This window comes from Blastococcus sp. SYSU DS0619 (assembly GCF_054051035.1).
The window spans coordinates 1-25269 of the sequence record NZ_JBJHAM010000015.1 but is presented as its reverse complement, the minus strand read 5'-3'; the positions used below and the strand labels follow the sequence as shown (position 1 = coordinate 25269).

General features: G+C 74.3%; 25 protein-coding genes. 11 read left to right on the top strand and 14 right to left on the bottom strand.

From position 1 onward, the window contains the following. Positions 1-9: 9 nt before the first annotated feature. Positions 10-1689 (bottom strand): diguanylate cyclase, encoded by a 1680-nt coding sequence (locus ACI79T_RS15510; protein WP_456610974.1) that lies wholly within the window; start codon positions 1687-1689, stop codon positions 10-12. 109 nt (positions 1690-1798) lie between these two features. Between ACI79T_RS15510 and pheA the strand changes: the two genes are divergently transcribed. Next, on the top strand, positions 1799-2746 hold the full coding sequence (pheA, locus tag ACI79T_RS15505) for a prephenate dehydratase (RefSeq protein WP_456610973.1): 948 nt from the start codon (positions 1799-1801) through the stop codon (positions 2744-2746). A 37-nt stretch (positions 2747-2783) separates the two neighbouring features. Here the strand turns inward: pheA and ACI79T_RS15500 are convergent, their stop codons facing one another. Next, a complete protein-coding gene (locus ACI79T_RS15500; protein WP_456610972.1) occupies positions 2784-3713 on the bottom strand; it encodes a leucine-rich repeat domain-containing protein in 930 nt (309 codons plus the stop codon). A gap of 85 nt (positions 3714-3798) precedes the next feature. On the opposite strand from ACI79T_RS15500, the gene ACI79T_RS15495 reads away from it, so the two are divergent. Beyond that, positions 3799-4161 carry a hypothetical protein gene (locus tag ACI79T_RS15495; protein WP_456610971.1) on the top strand — a complete coding sequence of 121 codons (363 nt, stop codon included), beginning with the start codon at positions 3799-3801 and terminating at the stop codon, positions 4159-4161. A 6-nt stretch (positions 4162-4167) separates the two neighbouring features. Here the strand turns inward: ACI79T_RS15495 and ACI79T_RS15490 are convergent, their stop codons facing one another. Both ACI79T_RS15490 and ACI79T_RS15485 read right to left on the bottom strand, forming a co-directional pair. Then, on the bottom strand, positions 4168-5046 hold the full coding sequence (locus tag ACI79T_RS15490; protein WP_456610970.1) for a ketopantoate reductase family protein: 879 nt from the start codon (positions 5044-5046) through the stop codon (positions 4168-4170). Positions 5047-5159: 113 nt separating this feature from the next. Beyond that, entirely contained in the window at positions 5160-7280 is a 2121-nt protein-coding gene (locus ACI79T_RS15485; RefSeq protein ID WP_456610969.1) for an MMPL family transporter, read from the bottom strand. 78 nt (positions 7281-7358) lie between these two features. Here ACI79T_RS15485 and ACI79T_RS15480 point away from each other — a divergent pair, with 78 nt between their 5' ends. Both ACI79T_RS15480 and ACI79T_RS15475 read left to right on the top strand, forming a co-directional pair. Next, positions 7359-7829, top strand: a complete 471-nt coding sequence (locus ACI79T_RS15480) for a MarR family winged helix-turn-helix transcriptional regulator (RefSeq protein WP_456610968.1) — start codon at positions 7359-7361, stop codon at positions 7827-7829. A 69-nt stretch (positions 7830-7898) separates the two neighbouring features. Further along, positions 7899-8327, top strand: coding sequence for a hypothetical protein (locus ACI79T_RS15475; RefSeq protein WP_456610967.1), 429 nt, complete (start codon positions 7899-7901; stop codon positions 8325-8327). A 7-nt stretch (positions 8328-8334) separates the two neighbouring features. Here ACI79T_RS15475 and ACI79T_RS15470 read toward each other — a convergent pair whose 3' ends face one another. The 4 genes from ACI79T_RS15470 to ACI79T_RS15455 all read right to left on the bottom strand — a co-directional run bounded on the left by ACI79T_RS15470 (position 8335) and on the right by ACI79T_RS15455 (position 10938). After that, positions 8335-8682, bottom strand: coding sequence for a hypothetical protein (locus ACI79T_RS15470; protein ID WP_456610966.1), 348 nt, complete (start codon positions 8680-8682; stop codon positions 8335-8337). A 49-nt stretch (positions 8683-8731) separates the two neighbouring features. After that, positions 8732-9085 (bottom strand): GroES family chaperonin, encoded by a 354-nt coding sequence (locus tag ACI79T_RS15465; protein WP_456610965.1) that lies wholly within the window; start codon positions 9083-9085, stop codon positions 8732-8734. An 84-nt stretch (positions 9086-9169) separates the two neighbouring features. Then, complete coding sequence (locus tag ACI79T_RS15460; RefSeq protein WP_456610964.1) at positions 9170-9517, bottom strand: metallopeptidase family protein; 348 nt, start codon at positions 9515-9517, stop codon at positions 9170-9172. Then, positions 9514-10938 (bottom strand): GuaB1 family IMP dehydrogenase-related protein, encoded by a 1425-nt coding sequence (locus ACI79T_RS15455; protein WP_456610963.1) that lies wholly within the window; start codon positions 10936-10938, stop codon positions 9514-9516. The genes ACI79T_RS15460 and ACI79T_RS15455 overlap by 4 nt, the downstream gene beginning before the upstream one ends. A gap of 190 nt (positions 10939-11128) precedes the next feature. Between ACI79T_RS15455 and serS the strand changes: the two genes are divergently transcribed. The 5 genes from serS (at position 11129) to ACI79T_RS15430 (ending at position 17953) form a co-directional block, all read left to right on the top strand. Then, positions 11129-12433 carry a serine--tRNA ligase gene (gene serS, locus ACI79T_RS15450; RefSeq protein ID WP_456610962.1) on the top strand — a complete coding sequence of 435 codons (1305 nt, stop codon included), beginning with the start codon at positions 11129-11131 and terminating at the stop codon, positions 12431-12433. A 162-nt stretch (positions 12434-12595) separates the two neighbouring features. Further along, positions 12596-13504 carry an HAD family hydrolase gene (locus ACI79T_RS15445; RefSeq protein WP_456610961.1) on the top strand — a complete coding sequence of 303 codons (909 nt, stop codon included), beginning with the start codon at positions 12596-12598 and terminating at the stop codon, positions 13502-13504. A gap of 11 nt (positions 13505-13515) precedes the next feature. After that, complete coding sequence (locus ACI79T_RS15440; RefSeq protein WP_456610960.1) at positions 13516-14319, top strand: HAD family hydrolase; 804 nt, start codon at positions 13516-13518, stop codon at positions 14317-14319. 138 nt (positions 14320-14457) lie between these two features. Then, on the top strand, positions 14458-16113 hold the full coding sequence (locus ACI79T_RS15435) for a methyl-accepting chemotaxis protein (protein WP_456610959.1): 1656 nt from the start codon (positions 14458-14460) through the stop codon (positions 16111-16113). A gap of 196 nt (positions 16114-16309) precedes the next feature. Beyond that, entirely contained in the window at positions 16310-17953 is a 1644-nt protein-coding gene (locus ACI79T_RS15430) for a methyl-accepting chemotaxis protein (protein WP_456610958.1), read from the top strand. Positions 17954-18015: 62 nt separating this feature from the next. Here the strand turns inward: ACI79T_RS15430 and ACI79T_RS15425 are convergent, their stop codons facing one another. Further along, the gene (locus ACI79T_RS15425) at positions 18016-18288 is read right to left on the bottom strand and encodes a DUF4190 domain-containing protein (protein WP_456610957.1); all 273 of its coding nucleotides are present in this window, start codon (positions 18286-18288) and stop codon (positions 18016-18018) included. Positions 18289-18408: 120 nt separating this feature from the next. Continuing rightward, entirely contained in the window at positions 18409-18957 is a 549-nt protein-coding gene (locus ACI79T_RS15420; protein WP_456610956.1) for a bacterial proteasome activator family protein, read from the bottom strand. A gap of 110 nt (positions 18958-19067) precedes the next feature. Between ACI79T_RS15420 and ACI79T_RS15415 the strand changes: the two genes are divergently transcribed. After that, positions 19068-20288, top strand: a complete 1221-nt coding sequence (locus ACI79T_RS15415; RefSeq protein ID WP_456610955.1) for a cysteine desulfurase-like protein — start codon at positions 19068-19070, stop codon at positions 20286-20288. 7 nt (positions 20289-20295) lie between these two features. Here the strand turns inward: ACI79T_RS15415 and ACI79T_RS15410 are convergent, their stop codons facing one another. The 4 genes from ACI79T_RS15410 to folP all read right to left on the bottom strand — a co-directional run bounded on the left by ACI79T_RS15410 (position 20296) and on the right by folP (position 24582). Further along, a complete protein-coding gene (locus tag ACI79T_RS15410) occupies positions 20296-21288 on the bottom strand; it encodes an NAD(P)H-quinone oxidoreductase (RefSeq protein WP_456610954.1) in 993 nt (330 codons plus the stop codon). Positions 21289-21458: 170 nt separating this feature from the next. Beyond that, positions 21459-23054 (bottom strand): 4-coumarate--CoA ligase family protein, encoded by a 1596-nt coding sequence (locus ACI79T_RS15405; protein WP_456610953.1) that lies wholly within the window; start codon positions 23052-23054, stop codon positions 21459-21461. An 87-nt stretch (positions 23055-23141) separates the two neighbouring features. Continuing rightward, positions 23142-23567 (bottom strand): PaaI family thioesterase, encoded by a 426-nt coding sequence (locus tag ACI79T_RS15400; protein ID WP_456610952.1) that lies wholly within the window; start codon positions 23565-23567, stop codon positions 23142-23144. A gap of 178 nt (positions 23568-23745) precedes the next feature. After that, entirely contained in the window at positions 23746-24582 is an 837-nt protein-coding gene (gene folP / locus ACI79T_RS15395; protein ID WP_456610951.1) for a dihydropteroate synthase, read from the bottom strand. A gap of 52 nt (positions 24583-24634) precedes the next feature. Here folP and ACI79T_RS15390 point away from each other — a divergent pair, with 52 nt between their 5' ends. After that, complete coding sequence (locus ACI79T_RS15390; RefSeq protein WP_456610950.1) at positions 24635-25138, top strand: MaoC family dehydratase; 504 nt, start codon at positions 24635-24637, stop codon at positions 25136-25138. Positions 25139-25269: the final 131 nt, after the last annotated feature.

The following is a 25269-nucleotide window of genomic DNA, read 5'->3' as shown; positions in this document are numbered from 1 at the left end:
GCGGGACGCTCACGCGCTCGCCCCGCGATCGGCCGGAGCCGCATCGCCGGGGCCGTGCGCGCGCACCCGGTTGCGGCCCAGGCGCTTGGCGGAGAAGAGGTGGAGGTCCGCGGTGTCGAACAGCGCCCGCCAGCCGACCACGGTGCCCGGCTCCCCGTCGGGGACCGCGGGGGCCGTCGCGACCCCGATGCTCACGGTGACCGGCCCGGACAGCCGCAGGTCGGTCCAGTCGGCCTCGGCGACGGACGACCGCAGCCGCTCCATCACCACGACGGCCTGCGCCTCGGTCGCCGTCGGCAGCACGACGAGGAACTCGTCGCCGGCCCAGCGGTAGACCTCGTCGCCGGTGCGGCTGTGCTCGCGCAGCAGGTCGGCCACCCGGCGGAGCACGGCGTCCCCGTGGGTGTGCGAGGTGTCGTCGTTGACCTCCTTGAACCGGTCGACGTCGACGACGGCCAGCGACAGGGGCTCCTCGCCGATCCGCAGCGCACCGAGCCGCCGCTCGGCGCTGCGCCGGTTGCCCAGGCCGGTGAGCGGGTCCTCGAGGGCGTGCCGGCGCAGCAGCGCCGCCTGGCGCTCGGCCTCGCGCAGCCGGCTGCGGCGCACGAACATCTCCGCCCACACCTGCCGGCCCCGGGCGTGCGAGCGGCCGGTGTCGGCGCGGTAGGCCTCCAGCCAGTACAGCGCCTCGGCCGGGCGCCCCAGGTCGGCGTAGGCCTGGCCGAGTTCCAGCAGGCTCTGCCGGTAGCGGCGGCGGTCGCCGGTGGCCGCGAAGGCCCCCGAGGCGTCGACCAGCAGGTCGATCGCCTCCTCGCCCGCCGCGGTGTCCCCGTCCCGCCGGACGAGGGCGGCGAGCAGCCGGGCGAGCACCAGGTCGGTGTAGCCGCGCAGCCAGAGGCCGCCCTCGCGCTGCAGCGAGCGGCGGACGCGGCGCAGCGGGCCGAGCGCGGCGTCGAGGTCGTCGCTGCACACGAGCGCCCAGCCGTGCACCACGTCCAGCAGGTCGGCGTCGGCCTGCTCGGCGTCCCAGTCCAGCGCCCGGGCCTCGGTCGCGCGGGCGATCGCCACGGCGGCCAGCTCGGCGGCGCGCTCGGTCTCGCCCCGCCGGCGGAGGGTCTGGGCGAGCTCCACGTGCTGGCGGGCGGTGAGCAGCAGCAGGCGTCCGAGGTCGCCGACGTCGGGGAGCGCGGCGGCGACCTGGAGGCCGCGGACGGCGTGCGCGACGGCGAGCTCCTCCAGGTCGAGGCCGGACAGCGTCATGGACAGCCAGCGGTGCGCCTGCAGCAGGGCGCGGGACGGCTGGGCGGCGGGTCCGTCGGTGAGCACGCTGGCGTCGACCGACAGCAGCATCGCGTGGTCGAGCTGGTCCGTGGTCATCTCGATGTGGGCCAGATAGGCCACCAGCAGGGCGGTCTCCGACGACACCGGGACCTCGGCCAGCAGCTCCCGTGCGGCGGAGACCCCGGCCGCCCGGCCCTCCTCGTCCCCGTCGAGCATCGCCCGCCGGGCATCCAGCGCGTGCCGCCACGCGGTCCACGTCGGCTCCCCGCTCGCGGCGGCGAAGGCGCCGTCGGCGGCGTCGACGAGGGCGAGGAACGACGCGGGGTCCTCCCGGTCGCTGGCGTCGAGCAGCCGCCACAGCGCCGCCTGGAGCGCACCGGGGGCGACGCGAGCCGGACCGGGGGTCACGCATCCCTCCACTCCGGGGTAGGCGGCCACGCGGGCCGGTGCTGCCGGCCCCCGCACCCGTGTCCCGGGTGGGGCGACCGCCTCGTGCCGTGCGCACTACCCTCGTCGGATGCCCGGGATGCCACCCAGTCCGTCTCCGACGCGGTTCGCCTATCTGGGGCCCGAGGGTACCTTCGCCGAAGCCGCGCTGAGCAGGGCGATTACCACTCCGGAGGGACGGCGGGACCCCCAGCCGAGTGTCGCCGCGGCGCTGTCCGCCGTCCGGTCGGGGAACGCCGACGCCGCGCTGGTCCCGCTGGAGAACTCGGTCGAGGGATCGGTGCCCGCGACCATGGACGGGCTGGCCGACGGCGAGCCCCTGGTGATCACCCGCGAGGTCTTCCTCGACGTGGCCTTCGTCCTGGCCGTCCGCCCGGGGACGGGGCTCGCCGACGTCCGGTCGGTCGCCAGCCACCCGCACGCCCTCGCGCAGACCGTCGGTCGGCTCCGCGACCTCCTGCCCGGGATCCCTCCGCTGCCCACGACGTCGACCGCGGCGGCCGCGGCCGCGGTGGCCGCGGGAGACGTGGACGCCGCGGTCTGCGCGGCGATCGCGGCCGACCGGTACGGGCTGGAGACCCTCTTCGACGACGTCGCCGACCACGCGGGCGCCGTCACCCGGTTCGTGCTGGTGCAGCGCCCCGGGGCGCTGCCCGCACCGACGGGCAACGACAAGACGTCGCTGACCGCCGTCGTCGGTGACCGCACCGGCGCCCTGCTGGAGCTGCTGCAGGAGTTCGCCGTCCGCGGCATCAGCCTGACCCGCATCGAGTCGCGCCCCACCCGGCAGCGGCTCGGCGTCTACTCGTTCTCGCTCGACTGCGAGGGGCACGTCGCCGATCCGCGGGTGGGGGAGGCGCTGGCCGCCCTCCACCGGAGGTGCGACGACGTCCGCTTCCTCGGCTCCTACCCGCGTGCCGACGGCCGGGAGAACCGGGCGGTGGGCGACGAGTCGTCGGACGCGGCGTTCGCCGACGCCGGGACATGGCTGGCCCGGGTGCGCGCCGGCGAGGTCTGAGCCGACGCCCGACGGCGCCGGGCCGGGTCGGACGGGCTCAGGCCAGGCCGTTGACGTGCACGCCCGCGGCGCGCAGCTCCTCGATGCCGGTCAGCCGGGTGGGTTCCGTCTCGTCCAGGCCGAGGTTGACCAGCGACCGGACCTGCAGGAGCGGCGTGAGGTCGGTGAGGGGGTTGGCGCCCAGTTGGAGCTCCTGCAGCAGCGGTGCGTCGGCCAGCCCGCCGACGTGGGTGATCGCGTTGCCGAAGACGTCCAGGATCAGCAGCGTCGGGATGGTGCCGAGCGGGGAGGGATCGGCGATCCGGTTCTCCGCCAGCCGCAGGGTGTCCAGCGTGGGCAGCCCGGCCAGGGGTGCCACGTCGGTGATCGCGTTGCCGGAGAGGTCCAGCATCCGGAGCGCGTCGTGGCCGGCCAGCGGAGAGACGTCGGTGACCTGCGCGGCGGCCACGCCCAGGGCGTTGAGCGTCGTCGTCCCGGCGAGCGGTGTCAGGTCGCTGACGGGGTTCTGGGAGAGGCCGAGGTCGAACAGTGGCAGCCCGGCCAGGGGTGAGAGGTCGCTGACCGCGTTGTCGGTGAGCGTCAGCGTGCCCAGCCGGGGCAGCGCCGCCAGCGGGGAGAGGTCGCTGATCTCGTTCCGGGGCGCGTCCAGCTCGTTCAGCGCGGTCAGCCGCTGGAGGCCGTCGAGCGAGCGGATCGGCCCGGGTGCGGAGACCTGCCCGTCGCAGTGGAGGGTGTCGATCGCCTCGAGCTCGGCGTCCGAGGCGCTCGCGGTGGCGTCCGGCAGCCCGGCGGCGGTGGCCACGCAGGCCGCCAGCGCGGGATCGGTGATCACCTGGTCCACCGGCCGGGCCGGGGACGACGAGCACGCGGCCAGGCCCGCCAGCAGGGCCAGGGCGGTGCCGGCCGCCGCGCGGCGGGCCGGTCCGGTCAGGTTCTCGGCGATGGTGGGGCCTCCTGCCCCGGACACTAGGACCTGGGGTGCGCGTTCCGTCGCCGACGCGCCCCGCGGCGCACCGCCCCGTGCGGCCCGAGCGCCGCTACGCTCCGCCGCCGTGACCGCACTCACCGCTCCGTCCCCGCCGCCCGGCCGCGACCTGCCGCTCGACGCGGCGGCCCGGCGACGTGCCGCGGTGGAGCTGGGGGTGCTGCAGGGCGTCTTCGTCCTGTGCCTGGTCCCGTGGTTCTTCCTCGCGATCGGGCTCGTCATGGGTGCGGCGAACTGGAACTCCCCGTTCGCCGCGCTCCTCATGGTGGCCTGGGGCGGCTACCCGTTCCTGCTCCTGGCGACGACGGGAACCGCCTGGGTGCTGTTCGCGACCGGGCGCCTCGCCGCGGCACGGTGGACCAACCGGGTGCCGCTGGCCTGGGTGGCCGCGGGGGCCGCCCTGCTGACCTGGATCCTCGTCGCCGGCTGACCGCCCTCAGCCCAGGCGGGCGCGCAGCTCCTCGACGATGCGCCGGGTGATGGGGACCTCGACGCCGTGCCGGTCGGCCGCCCGGAGCACCGCGCCGCCGATCGCCTCCAGCTCGGTGGGGTTGCCGGCCTCGGCGTCGCGCTGCATCGACGAACGCATCCCGTCGGGCAGCGACCAGGCGAAATCGCGGGTGGCCGTCGCGTCGCCGGCCGCCCCCTCGGCCCGCGCCACCGCGGCCACCTCGGCGATGACCGCCGCGAACTCCTCGCCCCGCTCGTCGCGCACCGGCCCCAGGGGCGCGTCCGCGGCCGTCGTCAACAGCGCCATCGGCGCCAGGAAGCACAGCTTGTCCCAGAGCAGGCCGGCCTCGTCCGGGCGGATGGTGACGTCGACGCCGGTCGCGGCCAGGGCGTCGGCCAGCGGCTCGGCGCCCGGCGCCAGCTGGACGGCGCAGAGCTGCCCCTCGTGCCGGATCTCCCCGGGGGCGGGGCGGGAGGCGAACACGCGGATCGTGCCGGCCACCACCCGCGCGGCCGGGTAGCGCCCGCGCAGGGCCGCGAGGTGCTCCACCCCGTTGAGCAGCGGCACCACCACGGCGTCGCCGAGCACGTCGGCCGGGACGCGGTCGAGCGCGTCGTCCAGCTGGGTCGCCTTCGTCGTCACCAGCAGGACGTCGACCGGCCCGTCCAGCCGCTCGGCGCCGCGGACCCGCGCCGCCAGCTCCCCGAAGTGGTCGCTGGTGACGGTCAGGCCGTGCCGGTCGAGGTGCGCGGCGGTGTCCGGTCGGGCCAGGCAGGTGACCGCGTGCCCGTCCCGCGCCAGCAGGGCGGCCAGCAGCCCGCCGACGCCCCCGGGTCCGAGAACGGCCACGCGCAAGGTCTTCACGCAGCCACCCTGCCCGCCCGGTCAAGTTCCGGGTGAGCAGTCGTGGTCGTCGCGTGCGGCGCGTCGCTGCGTGTCGGCGACACCAACTGCTCACCCGGCGGGCGGGGTGCCCCTCATACGCGTTCGAGCTCGCGCTGCTCCCCGGGCGCCGTCGGCCCCGTCGCCAGCCTGCTGGGCCACCACACCCGGTCCCCGATGAGGTGGACGGCGGCCGGGACGAGCAGGGTCCGGACGACGAAGGTGTCGAGCAGCACGCCGAACCCGACGAGGAACCCGAGCTGGATGAGGATCACCAGCGGCAGCACCGTGAGCGCACCGAACGTGGCCGCCAGCACCAGCCCGGCGCTGGTGATCACGCCGCCGGTGACCGCCAGGGCGCGCAGCACGCCGTCCCGGGCGCCGTGCCGGATCGACTCCTCCCGCGCCCGGGTCATCAGGAAGATGTTGTAGTCGATCCCCAGGGCCACGAGGAACACGAACCCGATGAGCAGCACCTGCGGGTCGCTGCCCGGGAACCGGAACAGGTGCTCGAACACCAGCGCGGCCACGCCGACGGTCGCCGCCGTGCTCAGCGCGACGGTGAGGACCAGCAGCAGCGGGGCGACGATCGCGCGGAGCAGCAGGGCCAGCACGACGGCGATGACCAGCAGCACCAGCGGCACGATCACCGCCAGGTCGCGGGCGGCGGTCTCCTGGGTGTCCAGGTCGCTCGCGCTGGAGCCGCCGACGAGCGCGTCGGGGTCGACGTCGCCGACCGCCGTCCGCAGGCTCTGGACGGTGCCCTGCGCGGCCTCGCTGTCGGGGGCGTCGGTCAGGGTGGCGTCGATCCGGACCAGTCCGTCCGCCACCAGCGGCTCGCCGCCCTGCCCGGGCGGGCCCTCGCCGGTGTACGGCGCCACCTCGGCCACGCCGTCGGTCGCTGCGGCGGCGTCGGCGACGTCCTCCCAGTCGTCGACCGGGGTGATGATCACCGCGGGGCTGGCGGCGCCGGCCTCGTAGTGGCGGGCCAGGGCCTCCTGGCCGGCGCCGGACTCCGAGCCGCCGCGCACGGCTTCCGACAGCGGGATCCCGTCGGCGTCGAACGTGGGGAGGAAGAGCGCGAGGACGACGAGCGCGCCGGCGCTGCCCAGCAGGTACCGGCCGGGGCGGCGGCCGACCGACGCCGACACCCGTTCCCAGCCCCGCCCGTGCACGTGCTCCTCGCCGTACCGGGGGCGGAACGGCCAGAACGCCGCGCGGCCGAACAGCACCAGCACCGCCGGTAGGAAGGTGAGCGCAGCCAGCATGGCGAAGGCGATGCAGACCGCCGAGATCGGGCCGAGGCCGCGGTTGGAGCCCAGGTCGGAGAACAGCAGGCAGAGGACGCCGAGGATCACCGTGCCGCCCGAGGCCAGGATCGGCTCCCACGACTGGCGCAGCGCCACCCGCATCGCGGCGTACTTCGACTCCTCGCGACGCAGCTCCTCGCGGTACCGGGCGACCAGCAGCAGGCCGTAGTCGGTGGCCGCGCCGACGACGAGGATCGAGGCGATCCCCTGGCTCTGGCCGTTCACCGCGATCCAGCCCTGCCGCGCCAGGAAGTAGGCGACCGCGAGCGAGACGGTCAGCGCCAGGCCGGCGGTGCCGATGACCAGCAGCGGCAGCAGCGGGCTGCGGTAGACGACCAGCAGGATCATCAGGACGACGCCGAACGCCGCGATCAGCAGCAGCCCGTCGATGCCGGAGAAGCCCTCGGCGAAGTCGGAGAAGATCGCGCCGGGGCCGGTCACGTAGGCGGTCGTGCCGTCGATGCCGGGGAGGGCGCGCAGCTCGGCGATGACCTCGGGCAGCGCCTCGCCCAGGTCCGGGTCGAAGGGCAGCACCGCCTGCACGGCCTCGCCGTCCTCCGACGGGATCGCCGGCGACGGCGCACCCGCGAGCGCGCCGGCGTCCTCGGCGACGGCGGCCGCCTCGTCGACCCGGGCCTGTGCCTCGGCCGGCGCGGCGGGGTCGAGCGCGCCGTCCTCGCTCTCCCAGAGCAGGATCACCGGCAGGGTGCGCTCGGTGCGGAACTGCTGCTGCAGCTCGGTGACCCGGGTGGACTCCGCGCTGTCGGGGAGGAAGGCGGCGGAGTCGTTCTCCGAGACCTCGCCGAGCTTGCCGCTGAAGGAGCCCAGTGGGCCGGCGAGGGCCAGCCACGCCAGGGCGATGATGGCGGGGACCAGCCAGCGGAGGGCAGAGGTGCGACGAGGCATGATTCCCCTTGATGTTCGATAATCTCGATCGTCGAGAGATTACGACGGTCGGCGGCGGAGTGCGAACGGAGGTGGCGCGTGCCTGACGCCGGGGAGCGGCAGGAGCTGGCCCTGCTCCTTCGCCGGCTGACCGTCGAACTGGATGCGGTCGGGCAGCGATTCGCCCAGCGGCACGGGCTGAACCGCACCGACGTGCGGGCGCTGGTCGCGATCATGGACGCCGCCCGCCGCGGTGAGGCGCTCACCGCCGGGCGCCTGGGCGAGGCCGTGGAGCTGCGGTCGGCCTCGGTGACGGCGTTGGTGGACCGGCTGGAGAAGGGCGGCCACCTGCGCCGGGTCCGGGACGACGCGGACCGTCGCCGGGTGGTGCTGGAGATGTCGGACACCGCGATGGCGGCCGGCGCCGAGCACTTCGGCGGGCTCGCCCGCGACCTCACCGCCGCGATGGAGGGCTACACCGACGACGAGCTCGCCGTCGTCCGCCGGTTCCTGGTCGAGATGACCGACGTGATCGTCGAGCACGCCCGCGCGACGGAGTCGACGGGGTAACGGTTCAGCCGCGACCGTTCCCCGAGGTCGCCGGACGGCGGCACACTGCCCGCCCGGACGGAGGTGGGCATGACGCGACGGCACCTGCTCGAGTGGGTCCTGGCCGGCGCTCTGGGGCTGGCGGTCCTCGCGGGGATCGTCTGGGTCTTCGTCGCGGTGAACACCGACGGTGTACCCGGCGGGTTCGAGGCCCGGAGCGAGCTCCCCGCCTGCGGAGAGGTCGAGTGGCAGGCCGTCGTCGCGGGCGACGGCGGCCCGCCCGCGGAATGCCTGGAGTCCGCGCTCCGGGAGGGGCGAGGCGCCGAGCTCGTCGTCCGGTCGTCGACGGCGGAGGGCGACCCGATCACCACGTACTACCGATCGCTCCCGGACGGCGGACTCGAGTGGTGGCTCGACGCGCGCGACGACGGGTACGCGTCCAGCCCCTGGACCTACGCCCGCTGCCCGGACGCGACGAGCCTCCTCGCCGAGGGCCCGTGCACGAACCGCGAGTTCTGAGGGCCGGTCAGGGAGCCGCGGAAGGGATCGCGGCGCGGCGGGCGAGCAGCGGGATGGCCACCAGGGCGGCGAGCGCCGCGGCGACCAGGGCGTAGAAGGCCCAGATCGCCGGCGCGACGGGGGCGGCGAGCAGCAGCACCGTGCCCAGCAGCGTCAGGTTCAGCACGACGAGCACGGCGTAGGCGACGTCGCTCCCCCGGAAGGCCAGCACCCCGAGGACCGCCAGGACCACCAGCCAGCCGCCGGGGATGGTCCCCGGGTCTCCGGGCAGGCTCGCGAGCACTGCGGTCGCGGCGACGAACACCGCCCAGACGCCGACGGCGAAGTGTCGGGGCCGGTCCGCGACGCGCGTCATGACGAGCATGATCGGGCCGGGCGCCCCAGGGGGCAAGGGTGTCTGCGCCTCAGAGGTAGAGGCCGGTCGATTCCTCGATGCGCTCGGCGGCGACGGCGTGCACGTCGCGCTCACGCAGGATGATCAGGTCCTCGCCGTGCACCTCGACCTCGTGCTGGTCCTCGGGCGAGAACAGCACCTGGTCGCCGGTCTTCACCTGGCGCACGCTCGGCCCGACGCCCTTCGCCTCACCCCACACCAGCCGCTTGGCCACCTGGGCGGTCGCGGGGATCAGGATGCCGCCGCTGGAGCGACGGTCGCCGTCCTCCTTGCGCAGCGCGACCAGGATGCGGTCGTGCAGCATCTTGATCGGCAGGCCGCCGCCCCGGGCCGTGGCTGACTCGGAAGCGATGTTGTCGGGCACGTCGATCCACGCTACCCGGCGCACTCGTCGCGGCCGCAGGTGCGCAGGACGCCGCGCGCCGTGGGTTCCCGCGGGAGAGCTCCGTCAGCCCCAACCGAGCTCGTGGAGGCGGTCCTCCTCGATGCCGAAGTGGTGCGCGATCTCGTGGACGACGGTGATCGTGACCTCCTCGACGACGTCGTCCTCGGTCTCGCAGATGTCGCAGATCGCCTCGCGGTAGATCATGATCCGGTCCGGCAGCGAGCCGCCGTAGTCCCAGCCGCGCTCGGTCAGCGCGTACCCCTCGTAGAGCCCGAGCAGCCCGGGCTCGTCGGGGTTCCGGTCCTCGACCAGGACGACGACGTTGTCCAGCAGCGCCATCAGCTCGGCCGGCACCTGGTCGAGGGCGTCGGCGACCAGGCCCTCGAACACCGGCAGCGGCAGCGCCTTCACCAGCTGGTCGGCAGCGGCCGGCCCTCCTCGTAGCCGGCCGAGCTCTGCACCCCCAGGACGGCGCGCTCGTGCAGCTCGTCGACGGTGCGCGCACCCGCGTAGGTGCAGGACGACCGCACGCCGGCCACGATCTGGTCGATCAGGTCCTCGACGCCGGGCCGGGCTGGGTCCAGGTACATCCGGGACGACGAGATGCCCTCCTCGAACAGCCCGGCGCGCGCCCGCTCGAACCCGGTCTGCGTCGCCGTGCGCGCCCTGACCGCGCGCGCCGACGCCATGCCGAAGGACTCCTTGTAGAGGCGGCCGCCGTCCTCGTGCACGTCGCCGGCGCTCTCGTAGGTGCCGGCGAACCAGGACCCCACCATCACGTTCGCCGCGCCGGCCGCCAGCGCCAGCGCGATGTCGCGCGGGTGCCGCACGCCGCCGTCGGCCCAGACGTGCTTGCCGAGCGAGCGGGCCTCGGCGGCGCACTCCTCGACGGCGGAGAACTGCGGGCGGCCGACGCCGGTCATCATCCGGGTGGTGCACATGGCGCCGGGGCCCACGCCCACCTTGACGACGTCGGCGCCGGCCTCGATCAGATCGCGGGTGCCCTGCGCGGTCACCACGTTGCCGGCCACGACCGGCGTGGAGCCGGCCACCGCACGCACGGCGCGCAGCGCCTCGATCGCCTTCTCCTGGTGCCCGTGCGCGGTGTCGACGACGAGCACGTCCACGCCGCCGGCCAGCAGGGCGCCGGCCTTGCCCGCGACGTCGCCGTTGATGCCGACGGCGGCCGAGGTGAGCAGGGCGCCGTCGGCGTCGGTCGCCGGCGCGTAGATCGCCGAGCGCAGCGCGCCCTTCCGCGTGATCACGCCGACCAGGCGGTCCCCCTCGACCACCGGCGCCGCGCTGATCCGCTCGCCGGAGAGCACGTCGAAGATCTTGGGCAGGTCGGTGCCGGCCGGGATGGTCAGCGGCTCGGGAGTCATCACCTCGGACAGCTGGGTGAACCGGTCCACGCCCTGGCACTGGCCGTCGGTGACCACACCGACCGGTGCGCCGCCCTCGACCACCACGACGATCCCGTGCGCCCGCTTGGTGAGCAGGGACAGCGCCTCGCCGACGGTGGAGGTGGGGGAGAGGGTGATCGGGGTGTCGTAGACCGGGTGGCGGGTCTTGACCCACGACACGACCTCGGTGACCACGTCGATCGGGATGTCCTGCGGCAGGACGGCGAGCCCGCCGCGCCGGGCGACCGTCTCGGCCATGCGCCGGCCGGAGATCGCCGTCATGTTGGCGACCACGATCGGGATCGTGGTGCCCACCCGGTCCGGGGTGGTCAGGTCGACCTCGAGCCGGGACCCGACCGTCGAGTGCGCCGGCACCATGAAGACGTCGGAGTAGGTCAGGTCGTGGTCGGGGCGCTGCAGGAACCGCATGTCGACCAGTGTCCCGCACGGAGGCGCGGGCGGGCGGCGCCGCTCCATCCCGTCCGGGTCGACCCGGACGGAGCAGGGTGGAGCCGCGCGCGCCTGCGGCTCGACCCTCCCCGGCGAGGGTCGAGCCGGACGGTGGGCGTCGTCCGGACTGGCCCGGTCCCCTTCGGACCCGCTCACTACTCTGGGACGGGTGATCGACCTCCGGCTCGTGCGCGAGAACCCCGCCCTCGTCCGTGCCAGCCAGCGTGCGCGGGGGGCCGACGACTCCCTGGTCGACGCCCTGCTCGCCGCCGACGTCGCCCGGCGCGAGGCGGTCAAGCGGGCCGACGACCTGCGCGCCGAGCAGAAGAGCGCCTCGCAGGCGGTGAAGAAGGCATCCCCGGAGGAGCGGCCCGCCGTCCTGGAGCGGGCCCGGGCGCTGGCCACCGAGGTCAAGGAGGCCGAGGAGGCGCAGCGCGCCGCCGACGCCGCGCTGCGCGACGCGCACGTCCGCATCCCCAACGTGGTGGCCGACGAGGTGCCGCCGGGTGGGGAGGACGACGCGGTCACCCTCCGCACGGTCGGGGAGGTGCCCGCCTACGACTTCCCGGTGCGCGACCACATCGAGATCGGCGAGGCCCTCGGCGCGATCGACATGGAGCGCGGCGCGAAGGTCTCCGGCTCGCGGTTCTACTTCCTCACCGGGCCCGGGGCGCTGCTGGAGTTCGCGCTCGCGCAGCTGGCCATCAGCCGCGCGGTCGCGGCCGGCTTCACCCCGGTGATCGCCCCGGCGCTGGTCAAGCCGAGCGCCATGGAGGGCACCGGCTTCCTCGGCGAGCACGACGAGGAGGTGTACCGGATCGAGCGGGACGACCTGTACCTCGTCGGCACCTCCGAGGTGGCGCTGGCCGGGATGCACGGCGGTGAGGTCCTCGACCTGTCGACGGGGCCGAAGCGCTACGCCGGCTGGTCGTCCTGCTTCCGCCGCGAGGCCGGGTCCTACGGCAAGGACACCCGCGGCATCATCCGGGTGCACTGGTTCGACAAGGTGGAGATGTTCAGCTTCGCCCGGCCGGAGGACACCGCCGCCGAGCACCTGCGGCTGCTCGCCTGGGAGGAGGAGTTCCTCCAGGCGCTCGAGCTGCCGTACCGCGTCGTCGACATCGCCGCCGGGGACCTCGGCACCAGCGCCACCCGCAAGTACGACATCGAGGCGTGGTTCCCCACCCAGGGCACCTACCGCGAGCTGACCAGCACGTCGGACTGCACGACCTTCCAGGCCCGCCGGCTCAACATCCGCTACCGCGACGAGAACGGGAAGACGCAGACCGCCGCCACGCTGAACGGCACGCTCTGCGCGATCGCCCGCACCATCGCCTGCCTCCTGGAGGTCCACCAGCGCGCCGACGGCTCGGTGCACGTGCCGGTGGCCCTGCGCCCGTGGCTCGGCGGCGTCGAGGCGCTGACCCCGGGCATGACCCTGGCGGCCCCCGTCCCGCCGCCGGCGATCGCATGAGCCCGACTCCGCGCCCCGGTCCGCTCCTCGCTCGCAGACCTCGCTGCGATGCTCCCGCGGCTGTCGTCGGGCGGTCCGCATGAGCCCGACTCCGCGCCCCGGTCCGCTCCTCGCTCGCAGACCTCGCTGCGATGCTCCCGCGGCTGTCGTCGGGCGGTCCGCATGAGCGCACGTCCCCCGAAGGCCCTGCAGGCCTACGGCGTCCTGCCCGGCGCCGACCAGGTCGTCGAGCTGGGTGACCTGGGGTCGTGGCGCCCGAAGCTCGTGGCCAGCGACCTGGACGGCACGCTGCTCGACGCCTCGGGCGAGGTCAGCCCACGCACCCGTGCGGCGCTCACGGCCTGCTGGGACGCCGGCATCCCGGTGGTCGGCGTCACCGGGCGCGGCCCGCGGCTGCTGGAGAGCGTCCGCGCCGCCCTGGGTGGGCGCGGCGTCGCCGTCCTCGCCCAGGGCGGTTTCGTCGTCGACCTGGAGCGGGACGAGGTGCTGCGCGCCGTCGCCCTGCCGCGCGCCCAGGCCGTGGCCGTCATCGAGCGGATCGAGGCGGTGACCGGCGCGCTCGTGGTGGCCGTCGAGGACGCCGCCCAGCAGGGCGAGGCGCGGGGCGCGCTGCGGGTGCAGCACGGCTTCGACTGGCCCTACCCGGAGGACGCCCAGCTGCTGGCCAGGGACGAGGTGCTGCCGACCGAGGCCGTGCTGAAGGTGTTCCTGCGCTCGCCCACCATCGGCCAGGACGAGCTGCTGGCGCTCGCCCGGTCCGTCGTCGACCCGGCCGACGCCGAGCTCACCCACGCCGGCCTCGGCTTCATCGAGGTCCTGCCCCCCGGCATCACCAAGGCCACCGGCCTGGCGATCGCCCTGGAGCGGCACGGGGTGGGCTTCGGCGACGTGCTGGTCTTCGGTGACATGCCCAACGACCTGCCGATGCTGACCGCCGTCGCGGAGGCGGGTGGCCGGGCCGTCGCGGTCGCCAACGCGCACCCTGCAGTGCGCGCCGTCGCCACCGGGGTCACCAGCGGCCACCGCGCCGACGGCGTCGCCCGCTACCTGGAAGAGGTCCTCGGTGTCTGACCGGATGCGCCATGTCTGACTGGAAGCCCCGCCTGATCGCCAGCGACATGGACGGCACGCTGCTGCGCCGGGACGACACCGTCAGCGAGGCGACGGTCGCCGAGCTCGGGCGCTGGCGAGCCGACGGCGTCCCCGTCGTCCTGGCCACCGGCCGCCCGCCGCGCTGGATGCACCGCATCCGCGAGGTGCTCGGGTACGGGACGGCGGTGTGCTGCAACGGCGCCGTGCTCCTGGACCTGGAGAGCTTCGAGATCCAGCACGAGGAGCCGGTGCACACCGACGTCCTCCGGTCGGTCACGGACGAGCTGCGCCGGCGGCAGCCGGACACCTGGTTCGCGGTCGAGTACGGACTGGAGTTCCGTCACGAGCCCATCTACAAGCCGCGGTGGGACGTCGACGCCCCGGGGGTCGCGGAGGCGACGCTGGAGGAGATGCTGGCGCAGCCGGTCGCCAAGCTCCTGGCCCGCCACGAGACCCTGCCGCGCGACGAGTTCGTCGCCCTGGTGGAGGAGGTCATCGGCGGCCGGGCGACGGTCACCTGCTCGTCGACGGACGCCCTCGCGGAGATCTCCGCGGTGGGGGTGACGAAGGCGTCGGGGCTGGCCACGGTCGCCGACCGGCACGGGGTCGGCCCCGAGGACATCGTGGTCTTCGGCGACATGCCCAACGACATCGCCGCCTTCGAGTGGGTGCGCGCCGGCGGCGGCCGCGCGGTCGCCATGGCGCACGCCCACCCCGACCTGCTCGCCGTCGCCACGGATGTCACGGGCGGCAACGACGACGACGGCGTCGCCCGGTTCCTGAGCTCCCTCTAGGCGGCTCCTCCGCGGCGGCACGTCGCACGGGTCCCTGGGGTCACTCCACCGGTGTATCGGCTCAAGTCTGGCCGTAACCGGCCGACACTGCGATCAGACGATCGCACCTGAGCGGTCCCGGCACCGAGGAGGACCGGCATGGACGCCGTGCTCGCCCCATCTCCGCAGCAGACCGACGGGTCCCCCGTCGACGCCGCCCGCAGCCTGTTCTCCCGCGTCGGGCTGCAGGGCCGGCTGCTGGTGGCCATCCTGCTGGTCGCCCTGACCACCCTCGCGGTCGGGATGATCGGCGCCTCGCGCATGACCGTCCTCAGCGACCAGGCCGAGCAGGTCTACGAGGAGGGCACCGTCCCGCTCGACGAGATCCGGCTGCTGCAGGCAGCCTGGTGGGAGTACCAGGCGAACTCGGCGCGCACCTCCATCCCCGCCCTGGCGCCCGAGGCGGTCGCGCAGTACCAGGCCCGCGCCACCGAGGTGCAGGCCCGGGTCGAGGAGCTCACCGGGATCGTCGGTGAGGAGCCGCTGGGTGCGGAGTCCCGGGCGGCGTTCGAGCGCTTCGAGCCGGCCATGAACGCCTATTTCACGGCGCTCGGCGCGATCATCGCGGCGCTGCAGAGCGGTGACCCGGCGCAGCTGGCACGGCTGGAGACCCTCGGCGCAGACCTGGACGCGGCCGAGATCGAGGCCGTCGGCGCGCTCACCGAGGCCGCCGACGCCCAGTCGGAGTTCGCCGGCCGCGTCGCGGAGGACGCCAAGGACGCGGCCGAGGCCGCCCGCACCCTGACCTTCGTCGTCATCGGGATCGGTCTGGTCGTGTCGGTGGGATTGGCCGTGCTGGTGGCCCGCAGCATCAACCGCCCGGTGCAGCGGATCAGCGAGGTCCTCGACCGGGTGGCCGACGGCGACCTCAGCGTGCGCGTCGGGCCGACCGGTGGCGCCGAGCTGGCCCGGGTGTCGGCCTCGGTCGACCGCACCCTCGACTCCATCGGCGGCGTCCTGCGGCTGGTCGACCACTCGGCGGCGCGGCTCGGGGAGGCCTCGCAGAAGCTGAACGTGGCCTCCGAGGCGATCGCCGACAACGCGCGGACGGCGGCCGGTCAGGCCGACGACGTCGTCGCCTCGGCGGGTGCGGTGGCCTCCAGCGTGGACACGGTGGCCACCGGGTCCTCGCAGATGGAGTCGGCGATCCGGGAGATCTCCCAGAACGCCAGCCAGGCCAGCCGGGTGGCCGAGCAGGCGGTGTCGGTGGCGGAGAACACGACGGCGACGGTGGGGAAGCTGGGTGACTCGTCCCAGGAGATCGCGGCCGTGGTGAAGCTGATCAACGGGATCGCGGAGCAGACGAACCTGCTGGCGCTGAACGCCACCATCGAGGCCGCGCGGGCCGGTGAGGCGGGCAAGGGCTTCGCCGTCGTCGCCAGCGAGGTCAAGGAGCTGGCGCAGGAGACCGCCCGGGCGACCGAGGACATCTCCAGGCGGGTCGAGGCGATCCAGGCCGACACCGCCGGTGCGGTGGACGCGATCGGTCAGATCAGCCAGGTGATCGGTGAGATCAACGACTTCCAGGCGACGATCGCCGCGGCGGTCGAGGAGCAGACCGCGACCACCAACGAGATGAACCGCAACGTGGCCGAGGCCGCCAGCGGCTCGCAGGGCATCGCCGCGGCGATCTCCGGGCTGGCTGCCGGCACCCAGCAGACCAGCCAGCGGGTCGAGGATGCCCAGCGGGCAGCGGTCGAGCTCGGGCAGATGAGCGGCGAGCTGCAGGAGGCCGTCCGGCGGTTCACCGTCTGAGGCAGCTCCCGCTACCGGCCACACCGGACGACGGCGCCGTGCCCCACCCGGGCGCGGCGCCGTCGTCGTCCCCACCGGGAACGGGACCGTCGGCCCGCTGTATCCGCTACAGCACTCGGCTGCAGTCGGCCGGGCGCGTGCCGAAAAGGATCACGACGGTCCTCGGGGGCCGACCGACGTCAGGGAGCGAACAGGTATGGAGAACGTGCACGACGCCGACACCTCGGTGAACGCCGAACCGGGGGCTCACGAGCCCGGGCGGGGTCTGGCCGGCATCGGTCTGCGCGGCCGCCTGCTGGGTTCCGTCCTCGTGGTCGCGCTGACCACCGTCGGCGTGGGCGCCTTCGGCATCCACCGGATGTCGACCATCAGCGACCAGGCGCAGCAGGTGTACGACAACGGTGCCGTGCCGCTCGCCGGGCTGCAGGGGCTCGAGTCCGACTGGTGGCGGCTGTCGACCAACGTCGCGCGCGCGTCCATCCCCACGCTGCCGCCGGAGACGATCGCCAAGGCGCAGCGGGGCACGGTCGACTCGACCGAGGCCCTCGCCGAGGACATCGCCGCGGTCGGGGAGATGCCGCTGGACGCGGCGACCCGGACGGCGTACGAGACGTTCGCGACCGCCACCGAGAACTACCTCGCGGCCCTCGGTCAGCTCCAGTCGACCGCCGCCACCAACCCCGCCGGCATGCCGGCGATCCTGCGGACGATGAACGAGAACGAGATCATCATCGCGGAGTCGCTGGCCGAGGCGACCGACGCCGCCGCTGCGGCCGCGCGCGCGACGGCGACCGACGCGAAGGACGCCTACGAGACCGCCCGCACCCTCACCCTGCTGATCATCGTGGCCGGCCTGGCCATCTCCGTGGTCCTCGCCTTCGCGGTGGCCCGAGGGGTGACCGGCCCGGTGCAGCGCATCCGCGAGGTGCTGGCCCAGGTCGCCGCGGGTGACCTGACCGTCCGCGCCGGGCGTACCGGTGGCGCCGAGCTGGGCGAGATGGCCGAGTCGCTGGACCACACGCTGGACTCGATCGGCAACGTGCTGGTGCTGGTCAACGACTCCTCGACCCGCCTGGCGGCTGCCTCCCAGCAGCTCAGCGGTGCGGCCGAGGGGATGCGGCACAACGCGCAGACCGCCGCGGGTCAGGCCGACGACGTCGTCGCCTCGGCGGGTGCGGTGGCCTCCAGCGTGGACACGGTGGCCACCGGGTCCTCGCAGATGGAGTCGGCGATCCGGGAGATCGCGCACAACGCCACCGAGGCCGCCCGCGTGGCGGGTCAGGCGGTGTCGGTCGCGGAGAACACCACGAAGACGGTCGGCAAGCTCGGGGACTCCTCGCAGGAGATCGCCACGGTCATCAAGCTGATCAACGGGATCGCGGAGCAGACGAACCTGCTGGCGCTGAACGCCACCATCGAGGCCGCGCGCGCCGGGGAGGCGGGCAAGGGCTTCGCCGTCGTCGCCAGCGAGGTCAAGGAGCTGGCGCAGGAGACCGCCCGGGCGACCGAGGACATCTCCAGGCGGGTCGAGGCCATCCAGGCCGACACCGCCGGCGCGGTGGACGCGATCGGTCAGATCAGCCAGGTGATCGGTGAGATCAACGACTTCCAGGCGACGATCGCCGCGGCGGTCGAGGAGCAGACCGCGACCACCAACGAGATGAACCGCAACGTGGCCGAGGCCGCCAGCGGCACCCAGGGCATCGCCGCGGCGATCTCCGGGCTGGCTGCCGGCACCCAGGAGACCAACCAGCGGGTGGAGGACGCCCAGCGGGCGGCCGGCGAGCTGGCCCGCATGAGCGGCGAGCTCCAGGACGCCGTCCGGCGGTTCACCGTCTGAGTCCGCCCTGCCCGTGACGACGGCGCCGTTCCCCACCCGGGGAGCGGCGCCGTCGTCGTGGATCAGGTGAGGACGTTGTAGGCGATCACCATGTTCACGATCGCCACGACGATCGCCACGGCGCCCGTGACCAGGCCGGTGGTCGCCTGTCCGGAGCGGGTGCCGCCGCGACGCGCCGCGGCACCGAGACCGACGGCCACGACGCCCAGCGCGAGCCCGACGATGGCGAACAGCAGCGCGAAGACGATGCCCGCGATGCCGGTCACCAGCGAGGCGATGGCCAGCCCGTTCTGCCCGCTCCGGGTACCGGGCGCGGTCGACGTTCCAGAAGTCATGGGTCCTCCAGCGGTCAGCACCGGACCGTCCGGTGTCGCACGCACCGGTGGCCCCGTCACGGCCGGTGAACCCTGCCCGGTGCGACGATCACCCGACCGGGTGACGGCGCCCCCCCCCCGTCAGAGGTACTGGCCACCGCCCGGCCGGAAGTCGCCCTGCTGCGCCGGCGCCTGCCCGCCGGGCAGCGCCTTGCGGCGCAGCTCCTCCAGCTGGGCGCGGGCGGCCATCTGCTGGGCGAACACGGCCGTCTGGATGCCGTGGAACACGCCCTCCAGCCAGCCGACCAGCTGCGCCTGCGCGATGCGCAGCTCTGCGTCCGACGGCGTCTCGCCCTCGTTGAAGGGCAGCGTGATGCGGGCCAGCTCCTCGCGCAGCTCGGGGGCGAGCCCCTGCTCCAGCTCCCGTATCGAGGAGGCGTGGATGTCGCGCAGCCGGTTGCGGCTGGCGTCGTCCAGGGGAGCGGCGCGCACCTCCTCCAGCAGCTGCTTGATCATCGTGCCGATCCGCATGACCTTCGCGGGCTGCTCCACCAGCTCACCGACGTCGAGGCCGCCGTCGCCGTCGTCGTCGGCGCCCTGGGGCACGGGCACGGTGCCGACCGGGCGCCCGTCGGGCCCGACCACGACCACCTGCTGGGGACGTTCGCTGCCGTTCTGCGGTGCCGTCATGCCCTCCATCCTGCCCCGAGCCGGGGACGGCCGGCCGGGCGGCCGGGGCAGCTGGGCGCCACTCCGGGACGTCGCGGAGCCGGAAGCCGTCACGAACTAGGGTGCGGCGCATGGTTTCGGGGGCGGACCGGCTGGACGTCGCGCGGGTGCGCGGACTGTTCCCGGCGCTGTCGGACGGCTACGTGCACGCCGACGGGCCGGCCGGCTCGCTGGTCCCGGAGCACGTCGCGCACGCGGTCGGCTCGGCGATGCGCATGCCTGTGGCGAACCGGGGCGGGGTCTTCCCCGCCTCCGGCCGGGCCGAGGCGCTCGTCTCCGGGGCCCGCGCGGCGGTGGCCGATCTCGTGGGCGGCCGGCCCGGCGGGGTCGTGCTCGGCCCGAACATGACCACGCTGACGTACGGGCTGGCCCGGGCGCTGGCCCGCACCTGGCGTCCCGGCGACGAGATCGTGCTGAGCCGGCTCGACCACGACGCCAACGTCCGGCCGTGGGTGCAGCTGGCCGCGGTGACCGGGGTGCAGGTGCGCTGGGCCGAGGTGGACATCGAGACCGGCGAGCTGCCGGCGTGGCAGTACGCCGAGCTGATGAGCCGGCGCACCCGGCTGGTGGCCGTGACGGCCGCCAGCAACGCGCTGGGCACGCGGCCCGACGTCGCCGGCATCGCCGCCCAGGCGCGCGCGGTCGGCGCGCTGGTGTACGTCGACGCCGTCCACGCGGCTCCGCACGTGTTCCTCGACAAGGGGTCGATGGGCGCGGACTTCGTGGCCGTCTCGGCCCACAAGTGGTGCGGGCCGCACGTCGGCGCGGTGGTGGCCGACCCGGAACTGCTCGAGCACCTGCGGCCGGACAAGCTGCTGCCATCGGCGGACCGGGTGCCCGACCGGTTCGAGACCGGCACGCCCCCGTTCGAGCTGTACGCCGGCGTCGCCGCCGCCGTCGACCACCTCGCCGGGCTCTGCGAGGGCGGCGGTACCCGGCGCGACCGGCTGCGCGCGTCCATGGCCGCCGTCGCGCGGCACGAGGGCGACCTGTTCGGCTGGCTGGACCAGGCGCTGCGCGCGATGCGGCACGTGCAGGTGCTCGGTGAGCCCGAGCGCTGCACCCCGACCCTGTCGTTCACGGTCGCGCACATGCGCCCGCGGCAGGTGGCAGCCGAGCTGGCCCGGGCCGGCATCTGCGCCTGGGACGGCGACTTCTACGCCCGCGAGCTCTTCGACGCGCTCGGCGTGAACGAGACCGGGGGAGCGGTGCGCCTGGGCCTCATGCACTACAACACCGCCGACGAGGTCGGCCGGATCATCGACGCCGTCGCCGCGCTGCGCCCCCGCTGACGCGCCGTCAGTCGCCGGGCAGCAGCAGCACCTTGCCGACGTGCTCGCTGGCCTCGACGACCCGGTGCGCCTCGGCGGCCCGGGACATGGGCAGCCGCCGGTCCACGATCGGCCGGACGACGCCGCGCTCGACGTCGGGCCACACGTCGTGCCGCACCGCCGAGACGATCTCGGCCTTGCCGCCGGGCCCGGTCGCCGGCCGGGAGCGCAGCGCGGTGGCGTGCACCGAGCCGCGCTTGCGCAGCAGCGCGTTGATGTCCAGCTCCGCCTTGGCCCCGCCCTGCATGCCGATGATGACCAGCCGGCCGCCGTCGGCCAGAGCGGCGACGTTGCGGGCCAGGTACTTGGCGCCCATGTTGTCCAGGACGACGTCGACCCCCCGGCCGCCGGTCGCCTCCGCCACCCGCTCGACGAAGTCCTCGTCGCGGTAGTTGATCGCCACCTCGGCACCCAGCTCGCGGCAGACGTCGAGCTTGGCGGCGGTGCCCGCGGTGGTGAGCACCCGGGCGCCGGCGCGGGCGGCCAGCTGGATCGCCATGGTGCCGATGCCGCTGGAGCCGCCGTGCACCAGGAACGAGTCGCCCTTGCGCAGGCCGGCCAGCAGGAAGACGTTCGACCAGACGGTGCAGGCGACCTCCGGCAGGGCGGCCGCGGTGGCCAGCTCCACGCCCGAGGGCTTGGGCAGCACCTGGACGGCGGGGACGGCGACCCGCTCGGCGTAGCCGCCACCGGCCAGCAGGGCGCAGACCTCGTCCCCGACCGACCAGTCGGAGACGCCCTCGCCGACTTCGCTGATGATCCCGCTGCACTCCAGGCCCAGGATCTCGCTGGCCCCCCTGGGCGGCGGGTAGAAGCCCTGCCGCTGCATCAGGTCGGCCCGGTTCACCGCCGTCGCGGCGACGTCGATGATCACCTCGCCCGGGCCGCAGACCGGGTCGGGCACCTCGCCCCAGCCGAGCACCTCGGGGCCACCGGATCCGCTGATCGTCACCGCACGCATGCCCCGACCTTAGGGATCCCCGGGGGTGCGCTGCTCGCCGAGATGCGCACGGGGGAGCACATCAGGGGGCTCCTGGCCGCGCTGGTGCGCATCCCGGCGCACCCGCCGCCGCCGGGAACGCGCGACGGCGCCGCCCCCTCCGGGGAGGGGCGCGGCGCCGTCGGACGTGCTCAGCGGTTCTTGAGGTCCTTGCGCAGGATCTTGCCGGCCGCCGACTTCGGCACCTGCTCGATGAACTCGACGAACCGGATCTTCTTGTGCGGGGCCACCTTCTCGGCCATGTAGGCCATGACGGCGGCCTCGGTCAGCTCCGAGCCGGGCGCGCGGACGACGAACGCCTTCGGCAGCTCCTCGCCGCTCTCCTTCTCCGGCACGCCGATGACCGCGGCGTCGGCGATCTCCGGGTGGTTGATCAGCACGGCCTCGAGCTCGGCAGGGGCCACCTGGTAGCCCTTGTACTTGATCAGCTCCTTGACCCGGTCGACGACGGTGTAGCAGCCGTTGTCGTCGACCACGGCCACGTCACCGGTGTGCAGCCAGCCGTCGGCGTCGAGGGTGGCCGCCGTGGCATCGGGGTTGTTGAGGTACCCCTTCATCACCTGCGGCCCGCGCACCCACAGCTCACCGCGCTCGCCCGGCGCGGCGTCCTCACCGGTGGACGGGTCGATCAGCCGGCACTCGGTGTTGGGGATGGCGAAGCCGACCGAGCCCTTGGGCACGTCGATGGAGACACCCGGGGGCTGGGCGTCGACGTCGGGGGTGGTGTGCGAGACCGGGGAGAGCTCGGTCATCCCGTAGCCCTGGCCCACCACGACACCGGTGTCGGCGCCCTTGCGCAGCCGCTCCTGGGCGGACAGCGCCAGCTGCTCGTCGAGGGGGGCGGCCCCGGAGAGGATCGAGTTCAGCGAGCTGAGGTCGTACTGGTCGACCAGCGGGTGCTTGGCCAGGGCCAGCAGGATGGGCGGCGCCACGAAGGCGCGGGTGATCTTCTGGTCCTGGATCGTGCGGAGGAAGTCCTCGAGGTCGAACCGGGGGAGGGTGACCACCGCGCCACCGAGGGCCAGCCCCTGGTTCATCAGCACGGTGAGGCCGTAGATGTGGAAGAACGGCAGGACGGCGATGATCCGCTCGTCGGAGGCGGTCTTGAGCAGCGGCAGGCACTGCGCCACGTTGGACACCAGGTTGCGGTGGGTGAGCATGACGCCCTTGGGCAGGCCCGTGGTGCCGCTGGAGTAGGGCAGCGTGACCAGGTCGTTGGCCGGGTCGATGTCCACCTGGACCGACGGCGCGTCGGCGCCCAGCAGGTCGAAGAGGTTGGCGTGCCCCTCGGCGCCGTCCAGCACGATGATCTCGTCGAGCGGCGTCTTCTCCACGGCGGCGGTCGCGCGGTCCATGAACAGCCCGATGGTGATCAGGATCTTCGCGCCGGAGTCCTTCAGCTGGAAGGCGATCTCGTCGGGCGTGTAGAGGGAGTTGATCGGGCTCATCACGCAGCCGGCGGCGGCGATGCCGTGGAACACCACGGGGAACCAGGGGGTGTTCGGGCAGAAGACGGCGACGACGTCGCCCTTGCGCAGCCCGCGGGCGTGCAGGTTCGCGGCGACCCGGTCGACGTACTGGGCCAGCTGGCCGTGCGTGATGACGTCGCCCTTGAGGCCGTCGATCAGCGCCGGGGCGTCGGGCTTCTCCCGGCCTGCCGCCAGGACGAACTCGGGGACGGAGACGTTCGGGATCTCGACGTCGGGATAACGGCTGGCCAGAGCCACAGGTGTTCCTCCTCGCACGGTGTGTGGCGCCAGTCTCACACCTGCCGTGTGCCCGCTCACAAGGGGGTTACCGGCGGGTTCCCCCGATCAGCGGGGCCACAGGACCGACTGGGTGCAGCGGAACAGCGCGATGGTCTTCCCGGTGCCGGCATTCGTCACCACGGCGTCCCAGACCTGCGTCGTCCTCCCGGCGTGCACGTTGGTGGCCGTGCAGGCGATCCGCCCTTCGCGGGCGGTGCTCAGGTGGTTGCTCTTGAGCTCGATGGTGGTGAAGCCGCTCGCCCCCTCGGGGAGCAGCGCGCGCGTGGGCAGCCCGCAGCTGGTGTCGGCCAGCGTGACGACCGTGCCGGCGTGCAGGTAGCCGTTCGGCGCGAGCAGCTCCGGGCGGATGTCGAGGTGCGAGGTCAGCGTCCCGGGCTCGTGGCTGTCGACGACGATGCCGAGCAGGCCCGGGAAGGTGCCCGGCAGGAGGTCGTTGAGCTCGTCGGCGGTCAGGAACCCGGTGGCGGACATGGAAAGGGAACCTAGCCGCGCGGCTCGGCCGGTCGGCGCGGGGGACCGCCGGCACCGGTGCTCCGCCCTGCGGCGCGGGGCGGCCCCACGACGTCCTGGCTCACCGTGCGGGGTCCTGGCTCACCGCCGACCGTGAGCCAGGACCCGGAACGATCAGGTCACCTGATCATTACGGGGTTCAGGCGAGGCCGCGGACGGTGCGCACCGGCGGGCGGGTGCCCTGGATCGACGCGACCATGTCCAGCGTCTGCCGGGTGGGGGCGACGTCGTGCACCCGGAACACCCGTGCGCCCAGCCAGGCGCTCACCGCCGTCGCGGCCAGCGTGCCGGTGAGCCGCTTCTCCAGCGGGACGTCGAGCGTCTCGCCGACGAAGTCCTTGTTCGACAGCGCCACCAGCACCGGCCAGCCGGTGGCCGCCAGCTCGCCCAGCCGCCGGGTGGCCTCCAGCGAGTGCCGGGTGTTCTTCCCGAAGTCGTGCCCCGGGTCGATCAGCACCCGCTGGGGGTCCACGCCCGCGGCGACGGCGGCCTCGGCCAGCGCCGTCGTCCGGGTGACGATGTCGGCGACGACGTCGTCGTAGACCACCCGGTGCGGCCGGGTGCGGGGCGGCAGCCCGCCGGCGTGCGTGCAGACGAGGCCGGCGCCCGCCTCGGCGGCCACCTCGGCGAGCGAGGGGTCCACCCCGCCCCAGGCGTCGTTGACGATGTCCGCGCCGGCGGCGAGCACCTCCCGGGCCACCTCCGCGCGCCAGGTGTCGATCGAGATCGGCAGCGCCGGGTGCGCGGCCCGGATCGCGGCCACCAGGTCGACGGTCCGGCGCACCTCCTCCGCGGGGGAGACCTCCTCGCCGGGCGCGGCCTTCACCCCGCCGACGTCGACCATGTCCGCGCCCTCGGCGACGACCCGGTCCACCCGCTCGACGGCGGCGGCCAGCTCGAAGGTGGCGCCGCGGTCGTAGAACGAGTCGGGGGTGCGGTTGACGATGGCCATGACGACGAACCGTCCGTCGGGCACGTCGAGGGCTCCCAGTCGCAGCAACCCGCTCCCCGTCCCATGGTGGTGTGTGGTGGAGTCAGCCAACCAGACCGTGCACGAGGAGGCAGAGCAGATGGCGCAGACGACGGCCGAGGGCGTCGAGGGGGTCCAGGGCCTGGTGGGTCAGCACCTGGGCCACAGCGACTGGGTGACGATCACGCAGGAGCAGGTGAACCAGTTCGCCGACGCGACCGGGGACCACCAGTGGATCCACGTCGACCCGGAGCGGGCGAAGAAGGAGAGCCCGTTCGGCGGGCCGATCGCGCACGGCTACCTCACGCTGTCGCTGCTGCCCGCGCTCATGCCGCAGATCGTGGAGATCACCGGTTTCCGGATGGGCGTCAACTACGGCACGGAGAAGGTGCGCTTCCCCTCGCCGGTGCCGGTGGGCGCGAAGGTGCGGGCCGGGGCCACCCTCGACGCGGCGACCCCGTTCGAGGGCGGCGTGCAGATGAACCTCGCCGTCACCGTGGAGATCGAGGGCGGCAGCAAGCCGGCGATGGTCGCCACCGTCGTCTACCGCCGCTACCTCTGACGTCGGACCCGGAATGATCAGGTGACCTGATCATTCCGGGTCCTGGGGGGGGGGGGGGGGGGGGGGGGGGGGGGGGGGGGGGGGGGGGGGGGGGGGGGGGGGGGGGGGGGGGGGGGGGGGGGGGGGGGGGG

Coding starts and splice junctions, on each gene's coding strand:
- pheA (WP_456610973.1), top strand. CDS start 1,799: ATGCCCGGGATGCCACCCAGTCCGTCTCCGACGCGGTTCGCCTATCTG.
- ACI79T_RS15415 (WP_456610955.1), top strand. CDS start 19,068: ATGGTTTCGGGGGCGGACCGGCTGGACGTCGCGCGGGTGCGCGGACTG.
- ACI79T_RS15485 (WP_456610969.1), bottom strand. CDS start 7,280: ATGCCTCGTCGCACCTCTGCCCTCCGCTGGCTGGTCCCCGCCATCATC.
- ACI79T_RS15410 (WP_456610954.1), bottom strand. CDS start 21,288: ATGCGTGCGGTGACGATCAGCGGATCCGGTGGCCCCGAGGTGCTCGGC.
- ACI79T_RS15440 (WP_456610960.1), top strand. CDS start 13,516: ATGTCTGACTGGAAGCCCCGCCTGATCGCCAGCGACATGGACGGCACG.
- ACI79T_RS15430 (WP_456610958.1), top strand. CDS start 16,310: ATGGAGAACGTGCACGACGCCGACACCTCGGTGAACGCCGAACCGGGG.
- ACI79T_RS15470 (WP_456610966.1), bottom strand. CDS start 8,682: ATGACGCGCGTCGCGGACCGGCCCCGACACTTCGCCGTCGGCGTCTGG.
- ACI79T_RS15455 (WP_456610963.1), bottom strand. CDS start 10,938: ATGCGGTTCCTGCAGCGCCCCGACCACGACCTGACCTACTCCGACGTC.
- ACI79T_RS15400 (WP_456610952.1), bottom strand. CDS start 23,567: ATGTCCGCCACCGGGTTCCTGACCGCCGACGAGCTCAACGACCTCCTG.
- ACI79T_RS15425 (WP_456610957.1), bottom strand. CDS start 18,288: ATGACTTCTGGAACGTCGACCGCGCCCGGTACCCGGAGCGGGCAGAAC.
- ACI79T_RS15435 (WP_456610959.1), top strand. CDS start 14,458: ATGGACGCCGTGCTCGCCCCATCTCCGCAGCAGACCGACGGGTCCCCC.
- ACI79T_RS15420 (WP_456610956.1), bottom strand. CDS start 18,957: ATGACGGCACCGCAGAACGGCAGCGAACGTCCCCAGCAGGTGGTCGTG.
- ACI79T_RS15445 (WP_456610961.1), top strand. CDS start 12,596: ATGAGCGCACGTCCCCCGAAGGCCCTGCAGGCCTACGGCGTCCTGCCC.
- ACI79T_RS15475 (WP_456610967.1), top strand. CDS start 7,899: ATGACGCGACGGCACCTGCTCGAGTGGGTCCTGGCCGGCGCTCTGGGG.